Origin of the sequence: Microbulbifer pacificus, from assembly GCF_002959965.1 — a bacterium.
Lineage (GTDB): Bacteria > Pseudomonadota > Gammaproteobacteria > Pseudomonadales > Cellvibrionaceae > Microbulbifer > Microbulbifer pacificus_A.
Genome location: NZ_PREV01000027.1, coordinates 891,082 through 905,835, shown reverse-complemented (window position 1 = coordinate 905,835; position 14,754 = coordinate 891,082). Strand labels below are relative to the sequence as shown.

Annotated in this window: 12 protein-coding genes and 5 tRNA genes; 3 read left to right on the top strand and 14 right to left on the bottom strand. The window is 55.1% G+C overall.

The window, feature by feature from the left end; genetic code table 11:
• Nucleotides 1-7: 7 nt before the first annotated feature.
• From C3938_RS14605 to C3938_RS14565, 9 genes are all read right to left on the bottom strand, one after another.
• Nucleotides 8-790, bottom strand: coding sequence for an RES family NAD+ phosphorylase (locus C3938_RS14605; RefSeq protein WP_105103972.1), 783 nt, complete (start codon nucleotides 788-790; stop codon nucleotides 8-10).
• Nucleotides 787-1,149, bottom strand: a complete 363-nt coding sequence (locus C3938_RS14600) for an antitoxin Xre/MbcA/ParS toxin-binding domain-containing protein (RefSeq protein WP_105103971.1) — start codon at nucleotides 1,147-1,149, stop codon at nucleotides 787-789. The genes C3938_RS14605 and C3938_RS14600 overlap by 4 nt, the downstream gene beginning before the upstream one ends.
• Before the next feature lie 182 nt (nucleotides 1,150-1,331).
• A tRNA-Asp gene (locus tag C3938_RS14595) sits at nucleotides 1,332-1,408 on the bottom strand.
• Between the two features lie 24 nt (nucleotides 1,409-1,432).
• Nucleotides 1,433-1,508, bottom strand: a tRNA-Val gene (locus C3938_RS14590).
• A 183-nt stretch (nucleotides 1,509-1,691) separates the two neighbouring features.
• Entirely contained in the window at nucleotides 1,692-4,100 is a 2,409-nt protein-coding gene (locus tag C3938_RS14585) for a DUF6351 family protein (RefSeq protein ID WP_105103970.1), read from the bottom strand.
• A 315-nt stretch (nucleotides 4,101-4,415) separates the two neighbouring features.
• The gene (gene cysC / locus C3938_RS14580) at nucleotides 4,416-5,039 is read right to left on the bottom strand and encodes an adenylyl-sulfate kinase (protein ID WP_105103969.1); all 624 of its coding nucleotides are present in this window, start codon (nucleotides 5,037-5,039) and stop codon (nucleotides 4,416-4,418) included.
• Between the two features lie 176 nt (nucleotides 5,040-5,215).
• A tRNA-His gene (locus C3938_RS14575) sits at nucleotides 5,216-5,291 on the bottom strand.
• A 211-nt stretch (nucleotides 5,292-5,502) separates the two neighbouring features.
• Nucleotides 5,503-5,579, bottom strand: a tRNA-Arg gene (locus C3938_RS14570).
• 18 nt (nucleotides 5,580-5,597) lie between these two features.
• A tRNA-Pro gene (locus tag C3938_RS14565) sits at nucleotides 5,598-5,674 on the bottom strand.
• A gap of 264 nt (nucleotides 5,675-5,938) precedes the next feature.
• Between C3938_RS14565 and folD the strand changes: the two genes are divergently transcribed.
• From folD to C3938_RS14550, 3 genes are read left to right on the top strand one after another with little or no spacing between them, the layout of a single operon-like run.
• Nucleotides 5,939-6,784 carry a bifunctional methylenetetrahydrofolate dehydrogenase/methenyltetrahydrofolate cyclohydrolase FolD gene (gene folD / locus C3938_RS14560; RefSeq protein WP_105103968.1) on the top strand — a complete coding sequence of 282 codons (846 nt, stop codon included), beginning with the start codon at nucleotides 5,939-5,941 and terminating at the stop codon, nucleotides 6,782-6,784.
• Entirely contained in the window at nucleotides 6,777-7,532 is a 756-nt protein-coding gene (gene rsuA / locus C3938_RS14555) for a 16S rRNA pseudouridine(516) synthase RsuA (RefSeq protein WP_267893046.1), read from the top strand. The genes folD and rsuA overlap by 8 nt, the downstream gene beginning before the upstream one ends.
• Before the next feature lie 36 nt (nucleotides 7,533-7,568).
• Nucleotides 7,569-8,606 carry a class I SAM-dependent methyltransferase gene (locus C3938_RS14550; protein ID WP_105103967.1) on the top strand — a complete coding sequence of 346 codons (1,038 nt, stop codon included), beginning with the start codon at nucleotides 7,569-7,571 and terminating at the stop codon, nucleotides 8,604-8,606.
• A gap of 9 nt (nucleotides 8,607-8,615) precedes the next feature.
• Here the strand turns inward: C3938_RS14550 and C3938_RS14545 are convergent, their stop codons facing one another.
• From C3938_RS14545 to C3938_RS14525, 5 genes are all read right to left on the bottom strand, one after another.
• Nucleotides 8,616-9,071, bottom strand: a complete 456-nt coding sequence (locus C3938_RS14545) for a hypothetical protein (protein WP_105103966.1) — start codon at nucleotides 9,069-9,071, stop codon at nucleotides 8,616-8,618.
• 95 nt (nucleotides 9,072-9,166) lie between these two features.
• Complete coding sequence (locus C3938_RS14540) at nucleotides 9,167-9,913, bottom strand: spermidine synthase (RefSeq protein WP_105103965.1); 747 nt, start codon at nucleotides 9,911-9,913, stop codon at nucleotides 9,167-9,169.
• 19 nt (nucleotides 9,914-9,932) lie between these two features.
• Complete coding sequence (locus tag C3938_RS14535; protein WP_105103964.1) at nucleotides 9,933-10,403, bottom strand: GAF domain-containing protein; 471 nt, start codon at nucleotides 10,401-10,403, stop codon at nucleotides 9,933-9,935.
• Between the two features lie 81 nt (nucleotides 10,404-10,484).
• Nucleotides 10,485-10,973: a hypothetical protein gene (locus C3938_RS14530; protein ID WP_105103963.1), complete on the bottom strand. Its 489-nt coding sequence runs from the start codon at nucleotides 10,971-10,973 to the stop codon at nucleotides 10,485-10,487.
• Nucleotides 10,974-11,114: 141 nt separating this feature from the next.
• On the bottom strand, nucleotides 11,115-14,750 hold the full coding sequence (locus tag C3938_RS14525; protein WP_105103962.1) for an ATP-binding protein: 3,636 nt from the start codon (nucleotides 14,748-14,750) through the stop codon (nucleotides 11,115-11,117).
• Nucleotides 14,751-14,754: the final 4 nt, after the last annotated feature.

Sequence of the window (14,754 nt, the reverse complement as noted above, 5' to 3'; positions counted from 1 at the left end):
CTGCGCCCTACGCCGGCTGAGGCAAGTCGCCAAACGCTAGAAACGCACGACGCTCGAAGCGCGTGGACGTTACACTTCTGCCAGACTTCAGCAGAAAAGAAATTCCGCCCTGATCAGATTCCGCGGTAACCTCTGCCTCAATCGTTGGCGGGCGGCGCAACAGTGCACCAGGATTGAATAAAGCAACATTAACGCCTTCACCAGAGCTGACCGGTAGCGTTGATATTCCGGCACTCAATGCCCGGGCAGATGGGGTCTCCAGCCCCTGGATACCACACTCACGCATTTGCGCGCCGAGCTTCTGGCAAAATCCATATTCTGACGTATGAGTAAGCGATGCCCAGTGGGGCCGCCAGCTCTCATCCTGGAGACGCACCCCCGGGTCAGCACAGTATTTTGCAGAAAATATCTGGTGGTAACTGGTCACAGGGGTACGCGGAGCCTGCTCCATATCATTCAAAAACAACAGCCGGTAGTAAGCCGCTTCTGCCAGGACAGTCGCCACAGTTTTACTGCCATAGAAAATTCCATTCTCTGCAGTACCCCCAAAACGTGACCCCCACGGGAGAGGAGGATATCGAAATGGCGTCGCCAGTAGGTAGTGGAGATGTTCACTACCGGGGAGTCGCGCTGGCTTGCTCTGCTCCAGCAGGTTCTCCAAGATGGCCTGTTTCTGAAGGCTATCCACCAGGCTCCTGGTCGCAACCTCCTCTTGCGATTCAATGATGCGATACAGGCGTCCAATCAGACGGGTAGTAGAAGTCCGGATTTTGTCGCGGAGATCGATCACACCTTGCCTCTCATGGCGTCGAGGTAGGTAACAATCCTTACCAGGCCATCAATACGGCTGGCCATTTCTTTCGGGGTACCATTCAGTGCGCGATTCGGGGTAGAAAACCACGTCCTAGCACCGCCCTCTCCTCCCATTAGGACAAAAGCCGATCGATAGGCTCGCACCAACAACAGCGCCAATTGACCTTCCGCACTTTGCGGCGCGAGGCCACTGCGGCGACGCAGGGTTCGGTCATCCAGGTGGATGATTTCACTGAGCTCTTTCTTTTTGAGCCCCAAATGATCCGCCGTGTTCAGAGCTGCCTCAAGAAGAACCTGATCTTCTGTGATTTGGGGGGTATGAGCAGGGTTTGCCATGCGGTCTCCGGATAGCGATGTAGTCACATGTCCAAATTTATCCACAAAAAGGACAAAATGCAATCACATGGCATGAAACGCCTCCACTGAGAGCAAGATCCTGTAGTGCCGAGCCCGGTGAGTTCAGAGCGGGGCGCCCAAAATAAAAAAGCCCTGTTCTTTCGAACAGGGCTTCCTGCATATGGCGGACCGGACGGGACTCGAACCCGCGACCTCCGGCGTGACAGGCCGGCATTCTAACCAACTGAACTACCGGTCCGCGGTAGTGGCTTCCCAGGGAAAATGGTGGGTGGTACAGGGGTCGAACCTGTGACCTACGCCTTGTAAGGGCGCCGCTCTACCAACTGAGCTAACCACCCGCCTTGAGAAGCTCGGCGAATATCAATCACACATGATTGACTCTTCCGAATTGCTCAGGGGCATCCCCTGCGAGCGAGGCGCATCATACTCGACTGCATTTTCGTGTCAATAAAAAACGCGCCAAAAGTTCCACCTCATCTGACTCGCCCATTTTTTAGCCACCCAACGCGCCTGGCTTCAGGTCAATCGATATCCGGCTCACGATGCGGTACCGATACAGGTGTTGGCTGAATTTCGTCCTTTGGCGCCTCAACGTCGCGAGCGACATCTTCAAGCAATCCGCGGTAATCGGTGCTTACCGAATGACCCGCAATGATCACATCACCGCCGTGAGGAAAAAGTGGGCCCTTCGGGCGCCCAACATCCGGCGCATTGAAGTTACAAACACCATCGGGAAAGATTCGGTGCATGTCATCAATTCGCTCAACAATCGCAGCGGTCGCCGCGCCGTATGCGTCTTTCGCGATAGCACGCTCGATAGGCTGCAATTCACATTTGAAAATATCTCCGGTAATGGGACCTCCGGCCACCTGACGGGGAGTACTGTAGATGGGGTATTTGCGCATGCAGGCGCCGTCGGCTTTGTGATTCCACTCACCGTCCCAAACATGCTCACCTGCAGCAATAACATTACCGTCTTTGTCGAAACAACGATCGGTCGCTTCTACGGGTTTGTTTCCCGCTACACCCAATTCTGGATGTTCGATGATTTTCTGCATCCAGTGATCGATGATATCGAGCGCCTCATCAATGGGATCGTAGCTTTTGTGGCTCATCCAGATCAGCTGGTTATCCGCATGGCCCCGCGCGCGACGGATACGCTCGCGGCTGGCGAAGGACGCGAGGCTGTGGTGCATATCCAGCTCACCCTCAAGATAGTGCCGCACATCCAGAATCGGGATCTCCACATCACCGAGAAAGACATGCCCCGAACGATAAATTCCCTCGATGGCTTCGGTACTGGCAACACTTCTGGGCGCCGGCTTATCCAGGCTACCAAGATTCATGTTGTGCTCACTCCATACCGACAGCTCTACAGGAAAGACCTCGCCATTCATAAACCAGAGCTTTTCTCCACCCTGCTCTGTCGGCACTTTCCAACCTCCGATGGTTGCGTTTATACGCAAGAACTCATCGACACTGAGCTCACCATTTTTCAGTGCATTCAGCCCGTACTGGACACCCTGGTTATCCCAGGCACTGTTGGCATAGCCATCCTGACCCGCACCATAGAAATCACGCAAATCTTCCCAGTGAGTCCAGTGGGTTCCCTTCGCGACAGAATCGGCGAAGCTCTTGCTGAAATGCACGAAATTGGGGTTGTTTACCAGCGGCACCAGGCCCCGCCAACCCTGCACGCATTCGGATGCACCATCTGCTGCATCGCGATAGCGGCCATCGAAAAGTGCAGCTGCGTTTTCAAGAATCTTGAAGCGGTGGTCAAACTCCTTTCGAGAAGCCAAGCCAATGATCGCCTCTCGTTCGGTGACATCCTTCCAGCGAGGATTCTCGGACGCAACCACATCAAAGAAGTATTCCAGAGGCTCGCAATCGAACACATAAATGGTTTGGCTTACCATGTCCGGGTAGGAATACAGAGGCAGCGCTGCATCAAGAACACCGGGGGCATTCTGTGCCAAGAGATATTGCTGAATTGCACCGCCGGAGCCGCCGATTCCAACGGTGTACATGGGTTCTGCATAAAGTGCGGAGAATTGTTTTTTAAGACGGCGCGCTGTGTCTTCCGCCAACCAGATATTGTAGTGATTACTCGTCTGGTTGGCCGTTGAATACACCACGGCATAACCGCGAGCGAGCTGATCTTCGCGGCGTTCAATAATCGACTTTCTTGTCATGTTGCCCTGACGGCGCCCGACACCCACGCCACCGCGGAACTGATAAATCAGGCGCTTGTTCCAATTGCTGGTGGTCGGCTTGCTTTCCGTTTCACCCTCGCCACGCAGCACAGCAATTGCGTAAAAGAATCGGTTTATAGTGCCCGTTTCAAGACGAACAACGAAATCCGTGGTTTTTCCATTAACGGTTACCTGGTCAATATCGCCGTTTGCACTTTCCAAAGGATGAAAGAAGCCATCCCGAGTACTGCGATAGAAATAGGAGACGGACGTGGCATGACTGCAGTCCCGGCTGTAACCAACAACTTCATCCGTCTGCTTGCCATCCTCATCCAGCGCGAATACAGGAATACCCTCGCCATTGTGATTGTCCACTAATGGTTGTGCGTTAGTAACGGAGTTTTCACCGCATAGAAATGGATAGGTAGAAGGTCCGGAGAACAGGGTTTCCACCGGTCCGGTCTCACCGATTGCTATTGGAAACGGAAAATACTCCGCTGGGCGGCCACTTTTGCGAGGGTGCTCACCGGCATAGGCAGGCTTGGGTGCGTGATCCAAAGCACCTGCAGGCACACCAACGACAGGAGCCTTTGGGACACCGGGAACTCTGGGCAGCTTTTCATATACAAACCAGCCCCCCAGCCCCAACAAAACAAAAAATGCAGCAGCGACTGCTTTTACCGTCCGCCGAGTGCCGAACCACCGCGCAAAGAAACTCCGTGCGCTCCAAGCCATATACGCCTCCGTACGCCTTTACGTCTTTCCCTGTGCCAGAAAGCTTCCAATCAAGCCGAGTGAACAGTCAAATCAGGAAATTGAGATGGCACAGCAACAGTATATGTGGCGCCGGGAAAAGCGTCGGAGACTTGGCGGATGAGTAGACTAGAAGAAAATAAATCGGTAGGGGTCGCTTAAAATTTAGACCGCGGGAGATAAGAATACAAAGAAAGAAATCCAGATATTCCGGGGCATTAAACAATTATTTGCCCCGAAAGCAGAAATTGGCAGCACATCGATATATTCAACGACGGGCCGCCAACCGAGCGAACGTCAAACAATGATGCCGCGTTCCTGCAGAGACTTGATCACCGCCGCCACTTCATCTTCCAGAGTCATCTGGTCGGTGCGCAGGTGCAACTCCGGGTTCACCGGTGCTTCGTAGGGATCATCGATCCCGGTGAAGCCGCGAATTTCACCGGCACGGGCTTTTTTGTACAGGCCTTTCGGATCGCGCTCTTCCGCCGCTTCCAGGGAGCAATCGATAAAGACTTCCATAAATGGCAGGCCGCCCTCTTCATGTACTTTGCGCACCATATTGCGGTCATCCGCGTACGGGCTGATAAAGCTGCTGAGCACCACCACACCGGTATCCGCGAACAGTTTGGAGATTTCCCCTACACGACGGATGTTTTCCTGGCGATCTTCTGCAGAAAACCCCAGATTAGAGTTGATGCCAAGGCGGATGTTGTCACCATCCAGACGGTAGCTCAGCACACCGCGTGCCGCCAGTTCCTTCTCCACGGCAACCGCAACGGTGCTTTTGCCGGAGCCGGAAAGGCCGGTAAACCACAGAGTCACGCCTTTATGACCCAGCATGGCAGCACGGTCACCACGAGTGACTTCGCCGTCGTGCCAATGAACATTGGTTGCCTTGCGCTCAACTACTTCCGTCACATTCTTCCCCTAAATCCAATGGTTATCTCCGGCCATTTCCAAGACCGAAATCACAAATCTGGCGCGCATTATCCTTGATCGCCCCAACCGAGGTAAAGGCAACCCATAGAACAATAAAGTCCCAAAACCAAAAAACCCGGCATATAGCCGGGTTCATGGGACCAGAAGGTCAAATATGGGGTGGCCGACGGGGATCGAACCCGCGACCTCAGGAGCCACAATCCTGTGCTCTACCAACTGAGCTACGGCCACCATTGATAAAGTTTTAATTGATGCCCTGTGGCGACACCAATGTTCCCACCTGGGCACAGCGCCCGGCAGGGTCAAAACCGCTGATTGCAAAACACTGCTTTGCGGCGGTTTTGACGCCCATCAGCTACGCTGATGGGCCGGAATAGTCCTGCGACTCTAAGCTGACAGCGGACCATTTCAAGTCCCTCAAGCTCGCAGCCACCATTAAATATGGCGCACCCGGCAGGACTCGAACCTGCGACCATCCGCTTAGAAGGCGGATGCTCTATCCAGCTGAGCTACGGGCGCAAGGAAACCCGGTAAATTTGGTCGGGGCAGAGGGATTCGAACCCCCGACATCCTGCTCCCAAAGCAGGCGCGCTACCAGACTGCGCTATGCCCCGATTCCCTATGGGGTTGCCCCCGTTCGAGAGCGCGCATATTACTTGCGGCCCCCAGGGGTGTCAACGGCGCTAAGCTATTATTTTTAAAGAAATTTACCCTTTCCTCCCTCCGCTCCCGGCCACGCTGTCCTCGCGGGTCACTCTATGGGGAAATTGTTTGCTGTCTGTGCGAAAATAGCGCCCTTTCATTAAGCTTCCAAACAACCTCCACCTGAGCCCGGCCGCTTCCGGTATCCGGCTCATTGATCAAGTTGAGATATTTCTATGTCTGCACTGGTTCTGGACGGCAAAGCTCTTGCCCAGAAAACCGAAGAGGAACTCACTACCCGTGTCGCCGCGCTGAAAGAAAAAAGCGGCGGCCAGACACCGATTCTTGCCACCATTCTAGTCGGTGATGATCCCGCTTCCGCAACCTATGTAAAGATGAAGGGCAATGCCTGCCGCCGCATCGGTATGGACTCCCTCCAGGTTGAGCTGCCCTCCTCTACCACGACCGAAGAACTGCTGGCGAAAATCGAGGAGCTGAACGCCAACCCAAACGTCCATGGAATTCTGCTACAGCACCCGGTGCCTGAACAGATTGATGAACGCGCCTGTTTCGACGCGATCGCACTGGAAAAGGATGTCGACGGCGTTACCTGTCTGGGCTTCGGGCGTATGGCCATGGGAGAGGAAGCCTACGGCTGTGCAACACCCAAAGGCATTATGCGCCTGCTGGAAGCCTACAATATTGAGTTCGAAGGCAAGCATGCTGTGGTTGTGGGGCGCAGCCCGATTCTCGGTAAACCCATGGCAGCGATGCTGCTGAATGCGAACGCCACCGTCACCATTTGTCACTCCCGCACCAAGGACCTGGCGGACCACATTCGCCGTGCGGATATTATCGTCGGCGCAGTAGGTCGCCCGGAGTTCATCAAGGCCGACTGGATCAAAGACGGTGCGGTCGTCGTCGATGCCGGTTACCACCCCGGTGGTGTAGGCGACATCGAACTCGCTCCACTGGTGGACCGCGTCGCCGCCTACACCCCTGTGCCCGGCGGCGTGGGTCCAATGACCATCAACACCCTCATCTATCAGTCCGTTGATTCCGGCGAGAAAAAGATTGGCTGAAGGTAAATTCCTGCGCCTCGACAAGGCCATCAGCCAGGTCACCGACCTGTCGAGGGCAGAAGTAAAACGAGCGGCAAAACAGCAGCGAATCACCGTCAATGGAGTGACGGTGACCGATCCCGCAAGCAAGATTCTCGACACAGACGAACTCTGCCTGGACGGCGATCTGCTCACGGAAGCGGGCCCGCGCTACTTCATGCTCAATAAACCACTGGGTTATGTATGCGCAACCAAAGATGGCGAGCACCCAACGGTACTCGACCTGCTGGATGAGCCCAACAAGCACAAACTGCACATTGCCGGCCGCCTGGACATCGACACTACCGGGCTGGTGCTGATTACCGATGATGGCCAGTGGTCCCACCGGATTACCTCCCCCCGACATCACTGCGCAAAAACCTATTACGCGCATCTTGCGGATCCAATTGAAGACAATGCCATCGACAAGTTCGCCAAAGGAATTTGGTTGAACAATGAAAAGAAGCGCACCAAACCCGCCGAACTGGAGATTCTGTACCGCAATGAGGTCCGAATCACTATCAGTGAGGGCCGCTATCACCAGGTCAAGCGCATGTTTGGTGCGCTCGGCAACCGGGTACTCGAACTGCACCGTGAACGCATCGGCAACATCATATTGGATGAAGAACTCTCGGAGGGCGAATACCGCCTGCTGACCTTTGAAGAAATTGCCAGTGTCACTGAACCCGAGTTCGTCGAACCGGAAAACAGCGCTGGTGACACGGATTAACCTCCACGCAGCTGCTTTTAATAAGATTCCGCGATCATGCACATTCTGCTCTCCAAACTCCTGCGCGAATGCGACCAACACGCATTGTGGATTGCCGACGAAAACAGCAAGGCCCTACTGGTAACCGGCATCGAGTTTGCGGGGCACCTGCTCAGCAATCGCTGGGACATTGTCTGTACAGCAACAGCCATCGGAATTCCCGCGAGCTTCAGTGATTTTGATCTCGCGTCCCACGAAACGAAATTTTCGCGCATCGTGTATCCGGTATCCAAGGAAAAAGCCATAGTGCACCACGTCATCAACTCGGCAGTGGAAACGCTCGAGGACAGCGGTGAACTGCTACTTATCGGAGAGAAATCCAGCGGGATAAAAACCTACGCACAAAAGGCTGCGCTAAGGCTCGGCAGTAGCAAGCAACTTCAGAAGCATGGCAGTGACTACCTGAGTATTCATCGTTTTAACGCAAGTGCCGCCGGCGTACCCCTGGACGACAGCGGATACACCAGTCTGCGTCAGCCCGAAATACTAGGCGGACTCTGGTCAAAGCCCGGGCTGTTTGGCTGGAATAAGATTGATGTGGGCAGTGCCCTGCTGGCCGATCAGCTGTGCGCGGAGTTACCGTCTGACAATACCGGCGCCCTGAATATCGTCGATCTGGGTTGTGGCTACGGCTACCTAAGTGCTCGGGTTGCCGCCCTGGCTTCTTCGCCTGAGCAATGGCGAATTCAGGCAACGGATAATAACGCCGCGGCAATTCGGGCCTGCCGAGACAACTTTCGTGCGCTTGGTATTAATGGAAGTGTAACCGCGGGAGATGCCGGTTCTGAAATTGCATCCGACTCTGCCGATCTGCTGCTCTGCAACCCACCTTTTCACCAGGGTTTTCAGGTCGAAGGTGATCTCACTGAGCGCTTTTTACAGCAGGCAGCCCGTATACTGCGCACAGATGGAAAAGCCTATTTCGTGGTCAACGAATTTATTCCAATTCCGAGAAAAGCCGCGGGACTGTTCCGCAATGTGAACCTTTTGGCCAAAGAGAAAGGATTCTGTGTATATCGATTGAGCGAGTTGTAACAGTCAACTTCAGATATCGCGCAGATTGAACAAATTGGTCGACAGTGTGTGCTCCTCCAGCTGCTCAAGCTCAAGTAAACGCTCCAACGCATGCTTGGCACTGGGTGTATCGGCAATCATTAGCAAATCCCGATATTGGTCCGCGAGATATATCTCGATATCCATTGCCACCTTGCCGATGGCCTCAACATCCGAGATATCGATATTTCTAAGGCGCTGAAGCAGTTCTGGCTCACGCCCCTCTGGAGCGAACTGAACCCAGGTGTGCAGAGCCCCCTCACCGATATCCTCGCGGAAATTCTCCAGCGTGTGGGTCATCGACAACTCCCGCCGTTTGAGCTGATCCAGCAGCAGACTGGCTCGCGTGTCAGCGGCCACTAATTCGAATTCTTCATATTGCCGGCTCAACTTCAGGTGAAATTCCCTTCCCTCCTGAATCACATCTTCCAAGGTCTTGTAGCGCATCAATGGATCCCGGGAAAATAACTGCCTAAAAACAGTATAGACTCACGGATCATTAAGCCGCCAATTGGGTTGATGCTACAGGAGCCACCAGGATATCAACGAAGGGTTCGCAACCGCGCCCGGAGTCTGCGAGAGGGGCAGGACGGGTTGATTTGAGGAGGAGCCTCGTCGGCCAGAACGGCACGGGACAGCGCTCTTCTGCTGAATATGCCTATACAGTTTTCATACCCGGGTAAATCCGCACTGTAAGAATCCGATAGGCACGCTCTCATCTCCGGAGTTCGCCAACCGCTTTGCAGTAGCTCTTGCCGACACCCGAAGTTGCTGACTGCCAATCCACCAGGGTCAAGCAGCTTCAGCAACTGGCGACACCAGGGCAGATCCGCAGCAACCGCCCGTTCAGCCACGCCCGCACCGTGCCCAAACAAATCATCCACGATCAGGTCGAAGCGCTGGGGATTCGCTTCGGCGGTGCGCTCCGCAATATATTTCCGGGCGTCAGCGCAGATCAGAGTAACGCCTTGCACACCGAAAAATTTTCTCGCAACAGTCAAATGATGAGGGTCGATGTCCACCCCGACAATGAGTTCCGGCTCAACGAATTGTTGCAGTAACCGGATCAGTGCTCCCCCGCCCACACCCAGAATCAATACCCGACGCACAGTACGCCGAGGAACAAAAAACGCCGGCAGCAACAACAGCTCCCAAAGGGACCCCTTGAGCGGATCTCTCGGGTTCCACTGGGAATGAAACACACCATTACTGTACAGCCGCACAGTGGCACCGTGGGTTCTGACCTCGTAACGGTTATTCCCTACCTGCTTTCGCCAGATCAATGCCATCCCTGTACCAGTCCTATTTTTACCCTGCGGGCAGGTCGGAATGCCGCAGGAGCGTTTGGGCAAAAGCCTCGATACCCGCCAGGTCCTGTTCGGAAAACCTCGCGACCGTGGGACTGTCGATGTCCAGTACACCGATACAGCGATCGCCCGCATAAAGCGGCACTACGATTTCAGATGCGGAAACCGCATCGCAGGCGATGTGCCCCGGAAACTGATGCACATCTTCCACCCGTTGAGACCGACCGGTCTGAACAGCCGTGCCACACACCCCCGAACCTACCGGGATACGGGTGCACGCCGGTTTGCCCTGAAACGGCCCCAGACACAACTCATCGCCGTCAAGAAAATAGAATCCCGCCCAGTTGATATCCGGGAGTTCCAGAAACAACAGCGCACTGGCATTGGCCGTATTGGCCAGCCAGTCGCGTTCGTCCGACAGCAAGCCAGCAAGCTGATCGCATAGAGATTGATAAAATGCATTAACGCTCATGTCGAAATCCAGATACTTACAATCAAAAGCCCGCTATATAAGCGGGCTTGTATGTCAAAAACATCAGTGTGATGTGAGTTTCTATTGGTAAGGGTCCGCCACCGTACCATTCCCGGCCTGAGACTGGCGTAACTCTACTTCACTTAACTCTGCATCAAACTCCGCATCCACCGTAGGCTTGGACCAGGCACTATCATCCCCTGACTCACCGCGAGCGCGGATGGCCGGCGCAGACGCGGTCACGTCACCCGCCACCAGGCTACGTCGATTGCCGGCTTGTGAAGGCGCCTCTACCGACCCACCAGTACTCGCCGCCGTAGCCTTCACAGGCTCATTGTGGAGTACACGGGTGGCAATGTTGTTCAGATTGGGACGCCGCCGCTCGGCCAGCTTCACAGACTCAAGTTCCGCATTCAGCCTTTTTATCTCAGCCTGCATGTCACCCACTCTGGCCTGCAGATCGGTGATCTGGGACAGCACCCCCTTCACCTTGCGACTTTCCTGCTCATACAGCACCGCGGCGCCACCAAATGCCACCACAAAGACCAACAATATCGAAAACTGACGCATCCCAGCCTCCCCTGCTCTAGCGCGAATAGATTATCAACTCGCAGAATACTAACGAAAGTGGGGATATCTTCCGCGAACTGGCGCGTAAAACTCAAGATTAAAAAGTGACCGGCAAGGCTTGCCGCTTTCGCACTATAACGGTCAGGTCTCCGCAGTCTCCAACATATCCAGAAACTCCAGACTGGCCTGCTGGCGGATGGTGCGGCGGTGGTTGGCCCAGAGCGCGGCAATTTTCTCCTGGTTACACACTTTGCGGTCTACATAGACCCGGGTTTTCAGTTCGCCAATGAGCCTCGGACTCGGGCATTTGCTGAACACAAACTGGTTGGAGATCAGGTCCATAAACGGGCCGGACTTGCTGCTCGGCATGATGAACAGCAACTGCAACCCCAAGGTCTCCGTCAGATAGCGGATCACTTCCCGAGAACGGGACTCGTCCATCTTTGAAAAAGCCTCATCCACCAACACCATCTTCAGGTGACTGCTGCCATCGTTGAAGCGAAAGGCGGAGGTCACTGCCGCTGAGCGGATGATGTAGGCCGGGGTTTCCAGCTGGCCACCTGAGCCGGTGCCGTACTGGCTGAGCGCGATGGGCTCCTTGCCCTCCGGCTCTTTGAAAATTTCGTAACTGCGATAGTTGCGGTAATCGCTGATCCGATCCAGCTCGCGGCGAGCCAGCTGCTCGTCGTCGCTCAGCAGCATATTCAGCAGTTTGTCCCGCACCTTCTCATGCTTGGGGTCCAGATCCGCGTCAAACAGGCTCTGCTCTTCACCCAGGTTTGGTAGCTCGATGACCGCCTTGAAAAAATTCCAATACTCTTTGAACTCCGGGATGAACTTGTAATCGAAGCGGAAACGCTCGCGATCGGCGCCGAAACGATGATGTTCCAACTCCTGGTTCAGATCATCCAGCACGCGCTTACCATCGTTGATCGATTGGTAAATTGCATGGCACAGGTGCGTGACGAAGGTGGTGTTGAATGACTTCTTCAGCGCCTGTAATTGCTCGTGACGATCCACCAGCAGATTGTTCTTGAGCCTGTTGCGCAGCGCAGCCACCTGTTCCACCAGGTGGCACACCAGTTTGAACTGGTCCTCGGAGTGCCCGCCAGCGAAATCCGGATCGAACGACAGAGTATCCCCCGTGGTACTGCAGCTGTTGTAGTCCATGACCGCTTTCAGCAGCTGATGGCTGTACTTCTGCAACAGGCCTTGCCAGTCACTTACATCCCGCGAAAAATCGAATCCATCTCCGGCCTGCGCCGCCTGTGCATCGGCATGCTGCAGTGCGGATTCCGCATCAAAGCCGGGTGCAACAGGCGCAATACGCTGCACCGCTGCTTCACAATCTGAAAGTTCCTCGTCCAACTGATCCAGTTGATCCGAGAGCGCATTCAACTGTTTGCCAATACCGTCGAGATTGGTCTCGAGTTTGCCCACCAGCTTCTGCAGACCAGCTCCCTGCTGCCGTTCTGCTACGAGCTTCTGATGCAGTTCATTGGCCTGCAGCTCCAGCTCAACACCGTCGTTGAGATCCAGGTTCGCAAGCGCCTGCTCGGCATTGCGCCGCTGGCGCTGAGCATGCAAGGCGGTATCCACTGAATCCAGCAATTTCAGCGGCGTGAGGCTGCGCACCGACTGGGCCAGCTTACGCAATTGTTGCTGGTACTCATTGACCTCAGTGGCCTCTTTCAACAGCTGCCGCATGGCGCGCTCCTGGGCCGCCAGTGCCCGCGCACGCGCCCCCTGCCCGAACACCAGCTCGCCATCGTCGATATCACATCGCCACATGCTGTAGTTACCGCTGGCCAGTCCCTCCGGGGTAAGTCCGCGGCGGGTGCCGCGCAGCTCGGCCGCATCCCGGACCTGCATTACGGAGCCGTAGGACGCACGCAGGTAATACTCAGCGGTTTTGTGGTTGAACGACATCAGTTCAATAATGGACTTTTTCGGGGTTTCCATCCGCTCAGCATCAGCTCGAGCCTTGTCTCCCTGAATCACACGCGCGCGGTTATTTTTTCCCGTCATGGCCCGGACGATGCTGATAGCTTCCGCTTCAAACCGGGTGTCCACAATGATGGAGAACCGGGCACCGCCCAGATAGCCCTCCACCGCCATCTGCCAGCGCTCGTCCAGCACTTCCACAAAATCGCACAGCACCTGCGGCTCTGCCTGCGGGCACTGCTCGCGGATAGCGGCCAGGGCCTGGTCCACATAGGGGGGATAATGCACCCGGTTGGACTGCAGGTAGTGAATTCGAGACTCCTGCTGCTGCAGCGCCTTTTGCAACTGGTGGGTTTTCTGTTCACCACGGGAAACCAGATCGTTTACAAGATCCCGCAATGTCACCTGCCCTGGCTCGGCATCGGTGATCTGCTGCACCAGCCGGTTTTGCAACGCCTCCACCATCGCCACCTGCTCCCGCAACGACTCCTGCGCAGAGAGATCAATCCAGTCCTTGCCGAGCAACCCTTGCAGCTCCGGCAAGCCATCTTCCCGAACGACCGCTTTCAGGGATTTAAGTAAACCACCATCACTGAATGCGGGGATTTCCAGGGACACGGAAGTACTGTGTAACAGCGACAAAAGATCGGCGGCTGCCGCTTGGTTCGCGGTAAAAATCTGTTGCTGGGTCGCCAGCGGCGCGACCAGTGAAGAAAGTGAGCGATTGGCATCAGCGATTTTCTGGTCCAGCTCATCTTTGCTACGCAGTGCGGCAATTCCCTGGCGTTGAGCCTGGATCGATACCAGTTGCTCATTGAGCAGTCGTTCACGCCCCTCCGACAGCTGGATTTCCTGCGCGGTGCGCTCCAGTTCTGCACGGGTGTCCTTCTGCCGGTTTTTGCCTTCCAGATAGGTTTTCTGCACCCGCAACTGCTGGTGTTTCGCCAGCAGATATTCCTGCACGCGCAATTGCAGCCACTGCCCGGTATACATATCCGCAGATTCGGCAATGCGCTGAAGACTGTCGACACGGTCGACAATCTCCCGAGCCTCCTGCTCCATACCGTGGATGGTTTTCATCAACTCGGAGACGGAACGGATGGCCTCGCCCAGATCGCGTTTTTCCAGCACCTCCTGGGCGACAAAATCGTTAATGCTTTTTACCGGCTTATACGCCATAAAGTTGGCAAAGGTGCGTGCAGCGTGAGTGGCCTCCCGGTCCGGCACGGCGTCTTTACGTCCACGCAATGCACCGTAAAGACGACGCAGATAGGCCTTCTTTTTGTCGTACTGCTCGACCTTGTCGAACTGCTTGCCAATCACGCCGTAAAAGCGGTCCAGCGGCAACAGATGTTTGCCGTCCTGATACTCCCGGATAAAATCACTCATCCCCAGCTGTTCGCCGGGAATGACAAAGAACTTCAGACTGTCCTGCCTGGCCTGGGCGGGTTTGGCACTGGTATCCAGGTGCGCGCGGATCCCCATGATTGCCGTAAATGGCTCACTGTCTTCGCCTTCGGTCGGATGAAAAATACCTGTGATATAGCAATCGGTAGGTTGCAGGCGTGCATAGCTGCCATCATCACAACCTAGCACGTAAGACGCCAGTGTCCGCACCTGTTTGCCACCACGACCACGCTGGGTGGTTTCATCCTGACCTGGGTTAAAGGTGAACAGCGTATCGTGCGCGGCGGTCATCAGCGTCTGAATGGCATCCGCAGCCGTAGTCTTGCCGGAGCCATTACCACCGGAGAACAGGTTAATCGGGCCAAAATCATATTCCAGCTGGGGAATGTTGCCCCAGTTGATCAGGATGAGTTTTTTCAGAAACATGGAA